Origin of the sequence: Streptomyces sp. NPDC098781 (assembly GCF_044759995.1) — a bacterium.
In the GTDB taxonomy this organism is placed as follows: domain Bacteria; phylum Actinomycetota; class Actinomycetes; order Streptomycetales; family Streptomycetaceae; genus Streptomyces.
In genome coordinates, this window is the sequence record NZ_JBIWAK010000005.1 from 91868 (window position 1) to 107461 (window position 15594).

Sequence of the window (15594 nt, forward strand, 5' to 3'; positions counted from 1 at the left end):
ATGATCAGTGGTATGGACCAATTTCCCACCACGGAATCCGCCGTCACAGCGCTGCGCGCCATCGCCGCGGAGTACGGCCGCGAGATCGAGGTGAGCCATGACATCGGCGCCGACCAGACCTCCCGGCGCAGCGCCGCCGGCGTAGGCGTGACCGCGGACCCGGACGGCTCACTGCCCCACGAGGCCTATGTCGAGCTGGGCGGCTCGCCCCGGGTGAGCGTGCGGCTCTACCCGGAGGACGACGCGATGATCACCATCGAGGGGGTCGAGTGCCCCGATGTCCCGCGCGATGACGTGCCCGCCTTCCTGCGCTCCGTCCTCGACGGCCTGGCCCACGTCAGGGCGCGCCGCTTTCCGCCGGGCTACTTCCTGATCGTGCCGCTGCCGGGGGACCGGACGCACAAGGAGTTCATGCCGATGGTCACCCTCACTCCGTGGCTGAGCAGCCGCGTGCGGTGACCGTTTCACGTGAAACCCGTTCGGCCGCTTAGGCTCGATGCATGAGTCTGCGCCTGAGCACCGTGATCCTCCCGTATCGCCGCTGGTCCGAGGGGGGCCGCGAGGCATGGCAGCGCGCGGAGCAGCTCGGCTTCCACGCCGCGTACACCTACGACCACCTGTCCTGGCGCACCTTCCGGGACGGCCCGTGGTTCGGTGCCGTGCCGACGCTCACCGCCGCCGCGGCCGTCACCGACCAGGTGCGGCTGGGCACGCTCGTCACCTCGCCGAACTTCCGGCATCCGGTGACCCTGGCCAAGGAACTGATCTCCCTCGACGACATCTCGGGCGGGCGCGTCACGCTGGGCATCGGCGCCGGCGGTACCGGCTTCGACGCCACCGCGCTCGGCCAGGAGCCCTGGACCCCGCGTGAGCGTGCCGACCGGTTCGGCGAGTTCGTCGCGCTGCTGGACCGGCTGCTGACCGAGGACTCGGTGTCGTACGAGGGTGACTTCTACGCGGCGCACGAGGCGCGCAACATCCCGGGCTGTGCCCAGCGCCCCCGGCTGCCCTTCGCGGTCGCCGCGACCGGACCGCGCGGGCTTCGGCTGGCGGCGCAGTACGGACAGGCCTGGGTGACCACGGGGGACCCCAAGCTGTATGAGAACGGCACCTCCGAACAGTCGGTTCAAGCCATTCGCGGACAGGTCGAGAAGCTGGCCGACGCCTGTGCCGCGATCGGCCGGGACGCGGCCGAGGTCGACAAGGTGCTGCTCACCGGATTCACCCCGGACCGCGGCCGTCCGCTGGAGTCCCTCGACGCCTTCGTGGACTTCGCGGGGCGCCATCAGGAACTCGGATTCACCGAGATCGTGATCCACTGGCCGATCCCCGACTCCGACTTCGTGGCCGAGCAGAAGGTCTTCGAGCAGATCGCGATGGATGCGGTGGCACAGCTGCGGTGAGCCCGGCGGCCGACCCTCGCCCGTCCGGCGTGGCAGCACGGGCGGGACGCCGTCAGGGGCGGTATCTCCTCAGGTGCCGCCTCAGATGTGCGGACCGCCGCCCGACCGTGCAGGCATATGCAGGAGAATGAGCCGGTGACCTCAGCGACTCGACAGCCCCAGAACCCGGCCGCCGCGGTGCGCCCCCGGCTCATCGCCACCGACCTCGACGGCACCCTGTTGCGGGACGACAAGTCCGTCTCCCCGCGCACGGTCGCCGCGCTGGCCGCCGCCGAGAAGGCGGGCGTCGAGGTGTTCTTCGTCACCGGCCGCCCGGCGCGCTGGATGGATGTCGTCAGCGACCACGTCCATGGTCACGGCCTCGCGATCTGCGGCAACGGCGCCGCGGTGGTCGACCTGCACGGCGGCCCCGGCGCCCATCGCTTCGTGAAGGTGCGCGAGCTGGCCCGGGAGAACGCGCTGGACGCCGTACGGCTGCTGCGGGACGCGGCGCCCGGCACGGTCTACGCGGTGGAGCAGACGTACGGCTTCTACCAGGAGCCGGACTATCCCAAGCTGCACATGGAGGTCCCGGACGAGCTCGCGCCGGCCGAGGCCCTCCTGGCACCGGACGCTCCGGGCGCCGGCGAGCCCGTGCTCAAGATCCTCGCCTACCACCCCACCGTCGACCCCGACGCCTTCCTCACCCTGGCCCGTCTGGCCATCGGCGAGCGCGCCAATGTCACCCGGTCCAGCCCCAGCGCCCTGCTGGAGATCAGCGGCCCCGACGTCTCCAAGGCCAGCACGCTCGCCCTGTGCTGCGCCGAGCGCGGGATCTCGCACGAGGAGGTCGTGGCCTTCGGTGACATGCCGAACGACGTCGAGATGCTGACGTGGGCGGGCCAGTCGTACGCGATGGGCAACGCTCACCCGGATGTGATCGCCGCCGCGTCGGGCCGGACGGTCGCCAACAACGAGGACGGCGTGGCGATCGTGATCGAGCGGTTGCTGGCCGAGCACTACTAGGTCCGGTCGACCCGGATCTACCCGAGCTCCACTCCCCGCTCCGACAGCCAAGGCACCGGATCCACACCTGATCCCAACTCCGCCGTGATCCGCGCCTCGAAGTGCAGATGCGGTCCGGTGGAGTTACCGGTCGTGCCCGATTGACCGATCCACTGCCCGGTGTCCACCTGCTCACCCTGATCGACGGCGACGGACGCCAGATGCGCGTACTGCGTGTAGTAGCCGTCCGTGTGTCGTACGACGACCTCCATGCCGAAGGCTCCTGCGCACGCCACCTTGACCACGCGCCCGTCCCCGACCGCCCGCACCGGTGTGCCGATCGGCACCGCGAAGTCCTGCCCGGTGTGCCGGTTCGCCCAGCGCGATCCCCCGCTGCCGAACCCGGCGGACAGCTCGTACGACGCCACCGGCGGGACCCACGCGCTGCTGAACTCCTTCTGCTTCTGGTCGAGTCGGACGGCACCGGGGCAGGAACCGGCGGCCACGGAGGCGTCGGCCTGTCCCTGCAACTCCCACCGCACCTCTTCGAGCTTCTGCTCGACACCCCTCTTCAGCTCGGCGAGGTCGGCGTTGCGCTTCTCCAGCTTCTGCCAGGCCGCGTCGGCCTTGGCCTCGTCCTTGGCGAGCTGCTGCTCCGCGCGACGGCTCTTCTCGATGGCGTTGTTGACGGCCAGATTCGTCTGCGAGAAGACATGCTGACCGCGCATCAGCTGTTCCGGGCTCGTCGCGAGGATGATCTGCGCGGTGAGCGGCATCCCGCCGCTGGTGCGGTACTGGGCGCGCGCGATCCGGCCCAGGTCCTCGCGCAGCACGCCGATCTCCCGCCGCTCACGGTCGAGCAACGACTCGATCCGCTGCGCCTGCGCCCGCTGCCCCTCGGCCTCCTGCCGGCCCGTCTCGTACCGCGCGGTCGCTTTGGCCGCGTCCTCGTACAGCTGCGCCACCTGGGCGCTGAGGCCCATGTCACCGCCGGTACCGGTGCCGTTGCCCGGGGCGCCCTTGCTGTCACCGACGGCTCCGGCCGGCTGGGCCATGAGCGGGACGAGCGCACACAACAGCGCCGGAACGACCAGGCGGCGAAGGCGATATGAGCGCATATCAGCGATCCTGGCCCCTGAACGGGAGCGTCGTCCTGTTCAGGTCGTACGCCTGGGGGACGCGTTGCTGCGGACGGGTCAGTACGGACGTTGACGCGAGCGGCGGCGGGGCCGTGCCGGGCCACCGATGCGGGAGCCCGGTCGTTGGCCCTGACCCTGACCCTGACCCCGGACTTGTCCCTGGCCCTGGCCTTGGCCCTGGCCTTGTCCCTGGCCTTGTCCCTGGCCTTGTCCCTGGCTTTGGCCTTGGCCGCTAGGGCGCGCCCACGAGCAGATCCGCCGCGGCCTCCCGCTCCAGCATCCCCCGCAGCGGCCCGTCCACAGCGGCCAGGTCCGTGAACGTCCCCCGCTGCACCACATGCCCCTCGTCCAGCACGACCACCTCGTCCACTGCCTCCAGCCCGGCCAGCCGGTGCGTGATCAGCAGGGTCGTACGGCCCTCGGTGGCGGCCAGCAGATCGGCGGTGAGGGCGTCGGCGGTGGGCAGATCGAGGTGCTCGGCGGGCTCGTCGAGCACCAGGACGGGGAAGTCGGCGAGCAGTGCGCGGGCAAGCGCGAGCCGCTGCCGCTGCCCGCCCGACAGCCGTGCCCCGTGCTCGCCCACGAGCGTGTCCAGCCCGTCGGGCAGGCCGTCGGCCCAGTCGAGCAGCCGGGCACGCCGCAGCGCGTCGCGCAGTTCGTCCTCGGTCGCCTCCCGTTTGGCGAGGAGCAGGTTCTCGCGCACGGAACTGTCGAAGAGATGCGCGTCTTGCGCGCACAGCCCCACGAACCGCCGCACCTCGTCGCCGTCCAGCGCGACCGCGTCCACGCCGCCCAGCGTGTACGAACCCCCGTCCGCGTCCAGAAACCGCAGCAGTACCTGCGCCAGCGTCGTCTTGCCGGATCCGGACGGTCCCACGACAGCGATCCGGCGCCCCTCCGCCAAGGTCAGGTCCAAGCCGTCGAGCGCGTCCCGGTCCTGACCGGCGTGCCGGGCGCTCAGGCCCCTGACGGCGACCGGGAAAGGTGACGCGGGCGCCTGCCGGGGCCGCTCCGGTTCCCGCACGGGCTCGGGCGCGTCCAGCACCTCGTGCACCCGCTCGGCGCTCTTGCGCACCCGCTGGCGGTACTGCACGGCGAGCGGCAGCCCCAGCACGGCCTCGAAAGCGGCCAGCGGGGTGAGCACGACGACGGCCATCGTCACCCCGCCCAGCCGACCGTCGGCAACCGCCTGAGCCCCCACGAGGGCGGCGCCGGCGACCGTGAGCCCGGAGATCAGCGCGATGAGTCCGTCGCCGAGGGCGGTCGCGGTGGCCGCCCGCGAGGCGATCCGAGTGAGCGCTCCGTCGGCCCGCCGCGCCTCGGCCGTACGGCTGGACAGGGCACCGGCCACGGTCAACTCGGCGGTACCGCTGAGGAGATCCGTAACCCGCGTCGCCAGCACTCCTCGGGCGGGCGCGAGCCTGCGCTCGGCCCGGCGGGCAACGGTGCCCGTGACGAGCGGGACTCCGACGCCCGCCGCGAGCAGCCCGACCGCGAGCACGGCGCCTGCCTCGGGCAGCAGCCAGGCGGTGAAGCCCACGGCTCCCGCCGAGACGGCGGTCGCGGACGCCGCGGGCAACAGCCACCGCAGCCAGTAGTCCTGGAGGGCGTCCACATCGGCGACGAGCCGCGACAGCAGATCGCCCCGACGTGTACGGCGCAGTCCGGCCGGCGCCAGCCGCTCCAGTCGCCGGTACACGGCGACCCTGGTGTCGGCCAGCATCCGCAGCACCGCGTCGTGCGACACGAGCCGCTCGGCGTATCGGAACACGGCCCGCCCGATGCCGAACGCCCGTGTCGCCGTCACGGCCACCATCAGGTACAGCACGGGCGGCTGCTGCGAGGCCCGCGAGATGAGCCACCCGGAGGTGGCCATGAGCCCGACCGCGCTGCCGAGCGCGAGGCTGCCGAGCAGCAGGGCCAGGACGAGCCGGCCACGATGCGGACCGGACATGGCGCGGACCCGGGCGAGAACACCGCGACGGTCCGTTGCGAGCGGCACGGCCTCGGCGTCCAGCGCGCCGGAACCGTCGTGTACGGCACCCTCGGCCGAGCGCTCGGGGGACGTGCTGGGCAGCTCATCCGGCCGGACAGGAGCCGCGGCCTCGGCGAGTCGCACCACCCGGTCCGCCACCCCCAGCAACGCCGGGCGGTGCACGACCAGCAGTACCGTCCGCCCCACCGCCAGCCTTCGCACGGCCTCCACGACCTCGGCCTCGGTGGCCCCGTCGAGCGCGGCCGTCGGCTCGTCGAGCAGCAGCACCGGCCGGTCCGCGAGGAACGCCCGGGCCAGCGCGAGCCGCTGCCGCTGCCCCGCCGACAGTCCGGCTCCGTCCTCGCCCAGCTCGGTGTCGACGCCCTCGGGCAGCGCGTCCACGAACTCCAGGGCTCCGGCATCCGCCAACGCCCGTCGCACGGCGTCGTCGTCCGCTTCGGGCCGCGCCAGCCGTACGTTCTCGGCGATGGTCGCCGCGTAAAGATGGGGCCGCTGGGGCACCCAGGCGATACGCGAGCGCCACTCCGCCAGGTCGAGCTCGGCCAGATCGGTTCCCCCGACCAGGACGCGTCCCTCGGCGGGGCGCACAAAGCCCAACAGCACGTTCAGCAGCGTCGACTTGCCCGCGCCGCTCGGCCCCACGAGGGCGACCGTCTCACCGGATTCGACGGTGAGGGACGCGTCCGTAACGGCGTCGGTGGTCCGGCCGGGATAGCGGACCGAGACCGCTTCGAAGGAAACGGTGCCGGTCCGCACCGGCGCCGTGCCCGACGCGGGCACGGGGGTCTCCAGAACCTCGAAGATCTCCTCGGCGGCGGACAGCCCTTCTGCCGCGGCGTGGTACTGCGCACCCACCTGCCGCAGCGGCAGATAGGCCTCGGGCGCCAGCACGAGGACGACCAGGCCGTCGTACAGATGCATCTCGCCGTGGACGAGCCGCATGCCGATCGTCACGGCGACCAGTGCCACCGACAGTGTCGAGAGCAGCTCCAGCGCGAAGGAGGAGATGAAGGCGATCCGCAGGGTCCGCATGGTGGCCCGGCGGTACTCGCCGGTGATCCGCCGGATCGACTCGGCCTGCGCCTTGGCCCGTCCGAACACCTTCAGGGTCGGCAGGCCCGCGACCACGTCCAGGAAATGACCGGACAGCCTGGACAGCAGCTGCCACTGACGATCCATCCGGGACTGCGTGGCCCAGCCGATCAGCATCATGAAGATCGGAATGAGCGGCAGGGTTGCGACGATGATGGCCGCCGACACCCAGTCCTCGGTCACGATCCGCGCCAGCACCGCCACCGGCACGACGACCGCGAGTCCCAGCTGCGGCAGATAGCGGGAGAAGTAGTCGTCGAGCGCGTCGACCCCCCGGGTGGCCAGGGCAACCAACGATCCGGTCCGCTGTCCGCTCAGCCAGCCTGGCCCCAGCTCGGCCGCCCGCTCCAGCAGCCGATCCCGCAGCTCGGACTTCACCGCCGCGCTCGCGCGATGTGCGGCGAGTTCGGTGAGCCAGGCGACCACCGCGCGACCGACGGCGACAGCGGCCAACAGCAGCAGGGGAGTGCGCAGTTCAGCGGCGGTCATCCCGTGCTGGAACGCGCCCACCACGGCCTCCGCGATGAGCATCGCCTGGGCGATGACCAGCACCGCACCGACGGCGCCCAGGCCGACGACCGCGATCAGGAAGAGCCGGGTGGCGCGGGCGTATCGGAGGAGACGCGGATCGATCGGTTTCACGTGAAACAGGCCCTTCGGTCCAGTGCGGGGTGTTTCACGTGAAACGTCGTGAACCACCCCGCCGCGGCGGACTCAGTGCGCGGATTTCCCGGTGGCGTCCGCAGCGATGTGCTGCGTACCGATCCGCTTGCGGAACACCCAGTAGGTCCAGCCCTGGTAGATCATGACGACCGGCGTGGCGATCACCGCGCACCAGGTCATGATCTTCAGGGTGTAAGGACTCGACGAGGCGTTGGTGACCGTGAGGCTCCAGTCGTCATTGAGCGAGGACGGCATGACGTTGGGGAAGAGCGTCAGGAAGAGCATCGCCACGGCGGCCACGATGGTGACACCGGAGAAGGCGAACGCCCATCCCTCGCGCCCGGCCTGGTTCGCCACCAGCGCGGCCACCAGCGCGGCCACGGCCACCACGAGCGCGACCAGGCTCTGGCCGTCACCGTTCTCGACCTGGGTCCAGAGCAGGAAGATCAACGCCAGCACGGCCGTGGTGAGACCGACCCACAGTGCCAACTTCCGTGCTCGTTCCCGAATCTCCCCGACGGTCTTGAGCGCGGTGAACACCGTCCCGTGGAGGGTGAACAGCGTCAGCGTCACCAGTCCGCCGAGGAGCGCGTACGGGTTGAGCAGGTCGAGGACACTGCCGACGTACTCATGGTCCTGGTCGAGCTTGACGCCCCGCACGATGTTGCCGAAGGCCACGCCCCACAGAAACGCCGGGAGCAGCGAGCACCAGAAGATGGCCTGCTCCCAGTTGCTCTGCCACTTCTCCTCGGGGCGCTTCGCCCGGTACTCGAAGGCCACGCCCCGGACGATCAGGCAGACCAGGATGAGCAGCAGCGGCAGATAGAAGCCGGAGAAGAGCGTGGCGTACCACTCGGGGAAGGCGGCGAAGGTGGCACCGCCCGCCGACAGCAGCCACACCTCGTTGCCATCCCAGACCGGGCCGATGGTGTTGATCAGCACCCGCCGCTCGGGCCGGTTACGGGCGAGCAGCTTGGTGAGCACCCCGACCCCGAAGTCGAAGCCCTCCAGGAAGAAGTAGCCGGTCCACAGGACGGCGATCAGGACGAACCAGACGTCGTGAAGTTCCATGACTGAGCAGCTCCCTCGGCCTAGTACGAGAAGGCCATCGGCTTGTCGGCGTCATCGGAGTCGCCGCCGATCTTCTTGGGCGGGTTCAGGTCGGCCTCCGTCAGCTCGGGCGGGCCGGCCTTGACGTACTTCGCCAGGAGCTTGACCTCGACTACGGCGAGGACGGCGTACAGCGTGGTGAAGACGATCATCGAGGTGAGAACCTCGCCCTGGGAGACACCGGGGGAGACCGCGTCACGGGTGCGCAGGACGCCGTAGACGACCCAGGGCTGACGGCCCATCTCGGTGAAGATCCAGCCCCAGGAGTTGGCGATCAGCGGGAAGGCCAGGGTCCAGATGGCGATCCGCCAGTACCACTTGGTCAGCTTGGGGCCGAGCGCCTTCTTCGGGAGCAGCACAAGATGCGGCACCTCGTCGTCACCGACCCGCAGATGCTGCGGCAGCATGAACTTCTTGCGGGTCAGCCAGAGTCCGACCAGGCCGATGGCGAACGACGTCATGCCGAAGCCGATCATCCAGCGGAAGCCCCAGTAGGCGACGGGGATGTTGGGCCGGTAGTCGCCGGGCCCGTACTTCTCCTGCTCGGCCTTGTTGACGTCGTTGATGCCCGGCACATACGAACTGAAGTCGTCCTTGGCCAGGAAGGAGAGCAGACCCGGGATCTCTATGGCGACCTTGTTGTGGCCCTTGTCGACATCGCCGACGGCGAAGACCGAGAAGGGCGCCGGCTCCTCGCCGTCCCACAGTGCCTCGGCCGCGGCCATCTTCATCGGCTGCTGCTCGTACATGATCTTGCCGAGCGTGTCACCGCTGACCGCGGTGAGCAGGCCGCCGATCGCCACGGTGACCAGACCGAGCCGCAGCGAGGTCTTCATCTCCCGGATGTGCTTCTTGCGCAGCAGATGGAAGGCCGAGATGCCGACCATGAACGCGCCGCCGGTGAGGAAGGCCGCCGAGAGGGTGTGGAAGGCCTGGGCGAGCGCCGTGTTCTGGGTCAGCACAAGCCAGAAGTCGGTGAGCTCGGCCCGCCCCTTGGCCTCGTTGATCCTGTAGCCGACGGGGTGCTGCATCCAGGAGTTGGCCGCCAGGATGAAGTACGCCGACAGGATCGTGCCGATGGAGACCATCCACATACAGGCCAGGTGGATCTTCTTCGGAAGCTTGTCCCAGCCGAAGATCCACAGGCCGATGAAGGTGGACTCGAAGAAGAAGGCGATCAGTGCCTCGAAGGCGAGCGGAGCGCCGAAGACGTCACCGACGAAGCGGGAGTAGTCCGACCAGTTCATGCCGAACTGGAACTCCTGCACGATGCCGGTGACGACACCCATCGCGATGTTGATCAGGAAGAGCTTGCCCCAGAACTTCGTGGCCCTGAGGTACTTCTCCTTTTCCGTGCGTACCCAGGCGGTCTGCAACCCGGCCGTGAGGGCGGCCAGCGAGATCGTCAGGGGGACGAACAGGAAGTGGTAGACGGTGGTGATGCCGAACTGCCATCGCGCCAAGGTCTCCGGCGCCAAAGCCAGGTCCACGTCGCCGCTCCTTACCTACGCTTGTGAAAGCGTTCACATTCACAAGCAATTATGCAGCACACCTTCTCCGGGCCCCAAGGGGGGTCCCTCGATTAGATTCAACCCCTTGGCGCGGACTTCAACATATTGTTGAATCACCAGCATGCAGACACCGACATCGCTCCAGATACGGATCTCCTGGCCCTCGGGCCACCTCACCGCGTCGCTCGACACCACTCCAACGACGGAGGCACTGATCAAGGCTCTGCCGCTCAGCTCCACCGCCCACACTTGGGGCGAGGAGGTGTACTTCGACACGGGAGTGTCCGTTTCACGTGAAACGGACGCCCGCCAGGTCGTCGAACCCGGCACGGTGGCCTTCTGGACCGACGGCGATGCGCTCGCGCTCCCCTATGGACCCACGCCGATCTCGCGAGGCGAGGGAGAATGCCGCCTCGCGAGTCCGTGCAACGTCCTGGGCCGCATCGACGGCGACCCGCGCCTCCTGGCAACGGTTCGCGACGGCGACCCCGTGCGCGTGGAGCTCGTGGACGCCTGAGCGCCCTTGGGTGTCTCGGTGCCCTCGACACTCACGCGCGCGCCCACGAAGCGCTAGAACTCCCTGCGGAACCCTTCCGCCACCTTCAGGAAGATGTCGTTCGCCTCGGCCTCTCCGACCGTGACCCGCACACCCTCACCCGGGAACGGCCGGATCACGACGCCCGCCTGCTCACACGCCTCCGCGAAGGTGACGGTGCGCTCCCCCAGCCGCAGCCACACGAAGTTGGCCTGGGTCTCGGGCACGGTCCAGCCCTGTGCGCGCAACCCGTCGACCACGCGGTTGCGCTCACACACCAACGTCCCGACCCGGCCGAGCAGTTCGTCCTCGGCACGCAGCGAGGCAATGGCCGCCTCCTGCGCGAGCTGGCTCACCCCGAAGGGCACGGCCGTCTTCCGCAGGGCCGCCGCGACCGGCTCATGGGCGATCGCGAAGCCGACACGGAGGCCGGCGAGGCCGTACGCCTTGGAGAACGTCCGCAGGACGCAGACATTCGGCCGCTTGCGGTAGAACTCCACCCCGTCCGGCACCTCGGGATCGCGGATGAACTCGCGATACGCCTCGTCGAGCACCACCAGGACATCGCTGGGCACCCGGTCGAGGAACCGCTCCAGCTCGGCCCGCTTCACGACCGTGCCGGTCGGGTTGTTGGGGTTGCAGACGAAGATCAGCCTGGTGCGGTCGGTGATCGCGGCGGCCATCGCGTCCAGGTCGTGCTCCTCGCCCGACGTCAGCGGGATCTTGACCGATGTGGCTCCGCTGATCTGCGTGATGATCGGGTACGCCTCGAAGGACCGCCAGGGGTAGATGACCTCGTCACCGGGTCCGGCGGTGGCCTGGAGCAGCTGCTGGGCGACGCCGACCGAGCCGGTGCCCGTGGCCAGGTGGGAGAGGGGAACGCCGAAGCGCTCGGACAGTTCGTTCATCAGCCCCGTGCACATCATGTCGGGGTAGCGATTGAAGGACGAGGCGACCGCCGTCACGGTCTCCATCACGCCGGGCAGCGGCGGATAGGGGTTCTCGTTGGAGGACAGCTTGTAGGCCACAGGGCCACCGGCCGCGGCGGGCTTGCCCGGCTTGTAGGTGGGGATACCCTCCAGCTCGGCGCGCAGCTTGGGGCTCGTCTCGCTCACCGCAGTCCTCCTCGCGACCACCGGCGGCCATCACCACCGCCGGCTCCAATACTTCTCACCTTATGAGGATTCGGCGCCGATGCGTACAGGTGAGGAAGGTCCGATGCGCACGGCCGCCGCCTGTCCGCCCGCTGACCTCAGCTGTCACACCCGCATCAGGGGCATCGTCGTACGAAGGCGTGCGAATTGGGGGGCGCGCCACACATATATCTACGCGCCGGTGGCTCACGCCGTAGCGCGCATCACCCGTGAAGGTGAGTTGAGACCTCTTCGAAACATCGGACACTTGGCAGGCCCATGCGCGTCGACAAGTCACGTCCTACTATTGGATCGTTCAACTCCCTTTGTTTCAAAGGAGTTTGACACCCAATGACCTTGCAGAAACGTGCCTGTCAACGACTGCATATGCGTCCGCACTACCCCACCGCATGAGCCCTACTATCGGCTCGCCATGACAGCAGCAGGGAAGCACCAGGTGAGCCGCGCGGAAACCTCACGTCGAGGCAGTCGGCCCGGTCGGGCGGGCATCAGAGACGTGGCGGCCGCCGCCGGGGTCTCCATCACGACCGTCTCCGACGCCCTCAACGGGAAGGGCCGGCTCCCGGACGCCACCCGACGCCATGTCCGCGAGGTCGCCGACCGGCTGGGCTACCGGCCCTCGGCCGCCGCCCGCACACTCCGCACCGGCAAGTCGGGACTCATCGGCCTGACCGTGACGACCTACGGGGATGAACCTTTCACCTTCACCGAGTTCGCGTACTTCGCGGAGATGGCCCGCGCCGCCACCTCGGCCGCGCTCGCCCGCGGCTACGCCCTCGTGATCCTCCCCGCCACCTCGCGCCACGACGTCTGGTCCAACGTCGCCCTCGACGGCACGGTCGTCATCGACCCGTCCGACCAGGACCCGGTCGTCAGCGAACTGGTCAGACAGGGGCTCCCGGTCGTCTCCGACGGCCGCCCCGCCGGTTCGCTCCCGGTCACCGCCTGGGTCGACAACGACCACGAGGCCGCCGTGATGGGCATCCTCGACCATCTGGCCGACGCCGGCGCCCGCCGGATCGGCCTGCTGACGGGCACCACGACGGACACGTACACCCATCTGTCCACCACGGCGTACCTGCGCTGGTGCGAACGCGTCGGACAGGACCCGGTGTACGAGGCCTACCCGGCGCACGACCCGTGCGCGGGCGCCGTCGCCGCCGACCGGCTGCTCGCCCGCCCCGACCGCCCCGACGCGGTCTACGGCCTCTTCGACCCGAACGGCACCGACCTGCTCGCCGCCGCCCGCCGCTACGGTCTGCGCGTACCGGACGACCTGCTTCTGGTGTGTTGCAGCGAGTCGACGGTGTACGCCAACACCGAGCCGCCCATCACCACGCTCTCCCTGAAGCCGCGCCGGATCGGCACGGCTGTGGTCCAGCTCCTCATCGACGCCATCGAGGGCGTCGAGTCGGACCAGCCGGTCGAGCAGGTGATACCGACCGAGCTGATCGTGCGTACCTCGTCCCAGCGACGTCCGCCGCGTACGACCGTCAGCCCGCCACGGTCTCCTGAGGACCGGTAGCAGCGCGGCGACGCCCGGCAACGGCTGGTCGGGGGGCCGGCCGGGCCAGGTCGTCGAGTGGTCGAAGCCCTGACCAATCGGGGCGAAAGCCGCGGTGAACAGCAGTCCTGCTCCGATTCACCACCCCTGGGTCATCACATGGCGCGATCGGCATTCCTATGATGGGCCCACGACACCGCGGGCCGCTGCGACCAGGCAGTCCGATGCGGTGCAGATGCGGCGCGATGGTGGAGGGGTCTGATGACTCAGGGGGCCGGTCAGGGACCCGAGGTGGAGCGCACGGCGACGTTGCGCGACTTCCGGGTGCCCGCATACGTCCACGAGACCGGTCCGTACGCCCACAGCACACACGCCGGCGAGGTCGCCCCGCCCCTCGACGACACCTATCCCGAGGGGTACACGCCCACCCAGCGCGACCTGCCGGTGATCAACCGCGGCGACACGGTCCAGGTCCAGGTCGACCCCGCCACCCTGCCGGCCCAGCAGTCCACGCACGGCACCGGTCCGCTGTTCGTCGTCGGCGATGTGCACGGCTATCTCGACGAGCTGATGGCCGCTCTCCAGGAGAAGGGCCTCATCGACGCGGCGGGGAGCTGGTGCGCGGGCACCGCCCGGCTGTGGTTCCTCGGCGACTTCACAGACCGGGGCCCCGACGGCATCGGCGTCATCGACCTCGTGATGCGGCTGTCGGCGGAGGCCGCCGCGGCCGGCGGCTACTGCAAGGCCCTGATGGGCAACCACGAACTGCTGCTGATCGGCGCCAAGCGGTTCGGCGACACGCCCGTCAACTCCGGCGCCGGCACCGCCACCTTCCAGGCGGCCTGGCTGCTCAACGGCGGCCAGAAGACCGACATGGACCGCCTCCAGGACCACCACCTCCAGTGGATGTCCCGGCTGGACGCCATGGAAGAGGTCGACGGCCATCTGCTCGTGCACTCCGACACCACCGCCTATCTCGACTACGGCGACTCGATCGAGGCGGTCAACGACACCGTCCGCGAGACGCTCACACGCAACGACGCCGACGAGTGCTGGGATCTCTTCCGCAAGTTCACCAAGCGCTTCTCCTTCCGCGACGAGGGCGGCGCCGACCATGTGCGCTCCCTGCTCGATACGTACGGCGGCACCCGCATCGTTCACGGCCACAGCCCCATTCCGTATCTGCTGGGCGAGGTCGGCTCCGAGGAGAGCGAGGACAACGCGGGGCCGCTGGTCGAGGGACCGCACCTCTACGCGGAAGGCCTCGCCATCGCGATGGACGGCGGCGTGACCATGGCCGGAAAGCTGCTGGTGCAGCAACTTCCGCTGGATAACTGACCGTTCACCGGGCAGACGTCCCCCCATCTCGCAGCGACGGAGGACGGCGCAGGCCAGGGCCCAATTTTGGCAAACCCCCTGTCACCGTGTGCCGTCACCGCTCTACCATCGGCTTATCCGTAGCAGGCTCCCCTCCGTTTCTGCCCGACGGCTCGTTGGCATGCGAGCCCCAAGCCCTACGGAGCATCGGGGGATGCACATGAACAGCGTTCCGCAGCACCTGCACAGCGAGGACCGCCAAGAGTACGAGCGGATCCTCGACGAGGCGCTGCGCTCCGCACCACACCGCCCGGAACTGGCCGCTGTGGGACAGCGGCTCAACCCCGAACAGCTGCGCACCATGGCGCTGAACGCCACCGCACTCATCACGGCGGCCGCCGCGACCGAGTACCAGCACTACGTGAAGGTCCGCGAGGAACTGCGCCGGCCGGCGCCGTCCACCCCGTCCTCCACCCGCGAGTCCGGCTCCACCGAGTCGGGATCGGGCGCGATGGGGCTCGCCACCACCATGGGAGAAGTCGCCGAGACGGCCGGCCCCGGAGTCGTCGCCGTGCTCGCCGTCCTCGCACCCGTCCTCGCCGGCACCGCCGCGGCGATCTTCCTGCTCGTCGGTTACATCCTGAAGATGTTCGACCCCGAGCCCGCGTTCGCCCAGACGATGCTGACCACCGGATGGGTGTTCGGCGCCATCGCGGCGGCCGCGATCCTGCTCGCCGCCGTGGGGCTCCTGCTCACCGCCCTGCGCAACCGTCCGGCCTTCGATTCCGGGCCGTACGGCGAACTGAGCGGAGAGGTGGCCCGGGCCAGGGAAGCCTGGCACGAAGCCCTGCTGGAGCGCGGCGTCCTGCCCTTCCTACGGGAGGCGCTCGCCGACCCCGGCACGGCGGCGGCCCTGCACCGCACGCCACCGTCCGCACCGGCCGGCCGTATCCCGAACCTCGGCTACGACCGTCCCGGTTTCAGCAGCCCCGGCGACGGCTCCGCCACGGGCCCGCGCCCGAGCTTCAGCAGCCCGGACTACACCAGCCCGGACTTCGGAGGGCCAGAACACCAGCCGGAGTAGCCCCTCGGCTTGCGCCCCCGCCGTGAGCAGGCCCAGCGGGCCTCCTCCTCGACGGAACCCCGGGAAACCTCCCGGGGAGGCGCAAGCCGAACAGCCGGGCCC

Annotated in this window: 12 protein-coding genes; 7 read left to right on the forward strand and 5 right to left on the reverse strand. The window is 69.8% G+C overall.

The genetic code is table 11. The features are described from left to right. The first annotated feature begins 12 nt into the window (after window positions 1–12). The 3 genes from ACIQWG_RS21215 (at window position 13) to ACIQWG_RS21225 (ending at window position 2408) form a co-directional block, all read left to right on the forward strand. Window positions 13–459, forward strand: coding sequence for a hypothetical protein (locus ACIQWG_RS21215; protein WP_404097979.1), 447 nt, complete (start codon window positions 13–15; stop codon window positions 457–459). A 41-nt stretch (window positions 460–500) separates the two neighbouring features. Then, window positions 501–1403 (forward strand): LLM class flavin-dependent oxidoreductase, encoded by a 903-nt coding sequence (locus ACIQWG_RS21220; RefSeq protein WP_404097982.1) that lies wholly within the window; start codon window positions 501–503, stop codon window positions 1401–1403. Between the two features lie 135 nt (window positions 1404–1538). After that, window positions 1539–2408 (forward strand): HAD hydrolase family protein, encoded by an 870-nt coding sequence (locus tag ACIQWG_RS21225; protein ID WP_404097984.1) that lies wholly within the window; start codon window positions 1539–1541, stop codon window positions 2406–2408. A 17-nt stretch (window positions 2409–2425) separates the two neighbouring features. Here ACIQWG_RS21225 and ACIQWG_RS21230 read toward each other — a convergent pair whose 3' ends face one another. From ACIQWG_RS21230 to ACIQWG_RS21245, 4 genes are all read right to left on the reverse strand, one after another. Continuing rightward, on the reverse strand, window positions 2426–3505 hold the full coding sequence (locus ACIQWG_RS21230; protein ID WP_404097987.1) for a M23 family metallopeptidase: 1080 nt from the start codon (window positions 3503–3505) through the stop codon (window positions 2426–2428). Between the two features lie 253 nt (window positions 3506–3758). Continuing rightward, window positions 3759–7256, reverse strand: coding sequence for a thiol reductant ABC exporter subunit CydD (gene cydD, locus ACIQWG_RS21235; RefSeq protein WP_404097990.1), 3498 nt, complete (start codon window positions 7254–7256; stop codon window positions 3759–3761). A 72-nt stretch (window positions 7257–7328) separates the two neighbouring features. After that, window positions 7329–8348, reverse strand: a complete 1020-nt coding sequence (cydB, locus tag ACIQWG_RS21240) for a cytochrome d ubiquinol oxidase subunit II (RefSeq protein ID WP_404097993.1) — start codon at window positions 8346–8348, stop codon at window positions 7329–7331. 20 nt (window positions 8349–8368) lie between these two features. Next, the gene (locus ACIQWG_RS21245) at window positions 8369–9877 is read right to left on the reverse strand and encodes a cytochrome ubiquinol oxidase subunit I (RefSeq protein WP_404097996.1); all 1509 of its coding nucleotides are present in this window, start codon (window positions 9875–9877) and stop codon (window positions 8369–8371) included. A gap of 142 nt (window positions 9878–10019) precedes the next feature. Between ACIQWG_RS21245 and ACIQWG_RS21250 the strand changes: the two genes are divergently transcribed. After that, window positions 10020–10415 (forward strand): cyclophilin-like fold protein, encoded by a 396-nt coding sequence (locus ACIQWG_RS21250; RefSeq protein ID WP_404097998.1) that lies wholly within the window; start codon window positions 10020–10022, stop codon window positions 10413–10415. A gap of 53 nt (window positions 10416–10468) precedes the next feature. On the opposite strand, the gene hisC is transcribed toward ACIQWG_RS21250, so the two are convergent. Further along, window positions 10469–11548: a histidinol-phosphate transaminase gene (hisC, locus tag ACIQWG_RS21255; RefSeq protein ID WP_404098001.1), complete on the reverse strand. Its 1080-nt coding sequence runs from the start codon at window positions 11546–11548 to the stop codon at window positions 10469–10471. A 451-nt stretch (window positions 11549–11999) separates the two neighbouring features. On the opposite strand from hisC, the gene ACIQWG_RS21260 reads away from it, so the two are divergent. The 3 genes from ACIQWG_RS21260 (at window position 12000) to ACIQWG_RS21270 (ending at window position 15492) form a co-directional block, all read left to right on the forward strand. Continuing rightward, a complete protein-coding gene (locus ACIQWG_RS21260; protein WP_093746605.1) occupies window positions 12000–13112 on the forward strand; it encodes a LacI family DNA-binding transcriptional regulator in 1113 nt (370 codons plus the stop codon). 240 nt (window positions 13113–13352) lie between these two features. Next, window positions 13353–14429: a metallophosphoesterase gene (locus ACIQWG_RS21265; protein ID WP_404098005.1), complete on the forward strand. Its 1077-nt coding sequence runs from the start codon at window positions 13353–13355 to the stop codon at window positions 14427–14429. A gap of 193 nt (window positions 14430–14622) precedes the next feature. Continuing rightward, a complete protein-coding gene (locus tag ACIQWG_RS21270) occupies window positions 14623–15492 on the forward strand; it encodes a hypothetical protein (RefSeq protein ID WP_404098007.1) in 870 nt (289 codons plus the stop codon). The last annotated feature ends 102 nt before the right edge of the window (window positions 15493–15594 follow it).

What these genes read in the sequence shown, in the direction of transcription:
- ACIQWG_RS21230 (WP_404097987.1), bottom strand. Translation starts at nt 3,505, where the DNA reads ATGCGCTCATATCGCCTTCGCCGCCTGGTCGTTCCGGCGCTGTTGTGT.
- ACIQWG_RS21250 (WP_404097998.1), top strand. Translation starts at nt 10,020, where the DNA reads ATGCAGACACCGACATCGCTCCAGATACGGATCTCCTGGCCCTCGGGC.
- cydB (WP_404097993.1), bottom strand. Translation starts at nt 8,348, where the DNA reads ATGGAACTTCACGACGTCTGGTTCGTCCTGATCGCCGTCCTGTGGACC.
- ACIQWG_RS21265 (WP_404098005.1), top strand. Translation starts at nt 13,353, where the DNA reads ATGACTCAGGGGGCCGGTCAGGGACCCGAGGTGGAGCGCACGGCGACG.
- ACIQWG_RS21270 (WP_404098007.1), top strand. Translation starts at nt 14,623, where the DNA reads ATGCACATGAACAGCGTTCCGCAGCACCTGCACAGCGAGGACCGCCAA.
- ACIQWG_RS21220 (WP_404097982.1), top strand. Translation starts at nt 501, where the DNA reads ATGAGTCTGCGCCTGAGCACCGTGATCCTCCCGTATCGCCGCTGGTCC.
- ACIQWG_RS21260 (WP_093746605.1), top strand. Translation starts at nt 12,000, where the DNA reads ATGACAGCAGCAGGGAAGCACCAGGTGAGCCGCGCGGAAACCTCACGT.
- ACIQWG_RS21215 (WP_404097979.1), top strand. Translation starts at nt 13, where the DNA reads ATGGACCAATTTCCCACCACGGAATCCGCCGTCACAGCGCTGCGCGCC.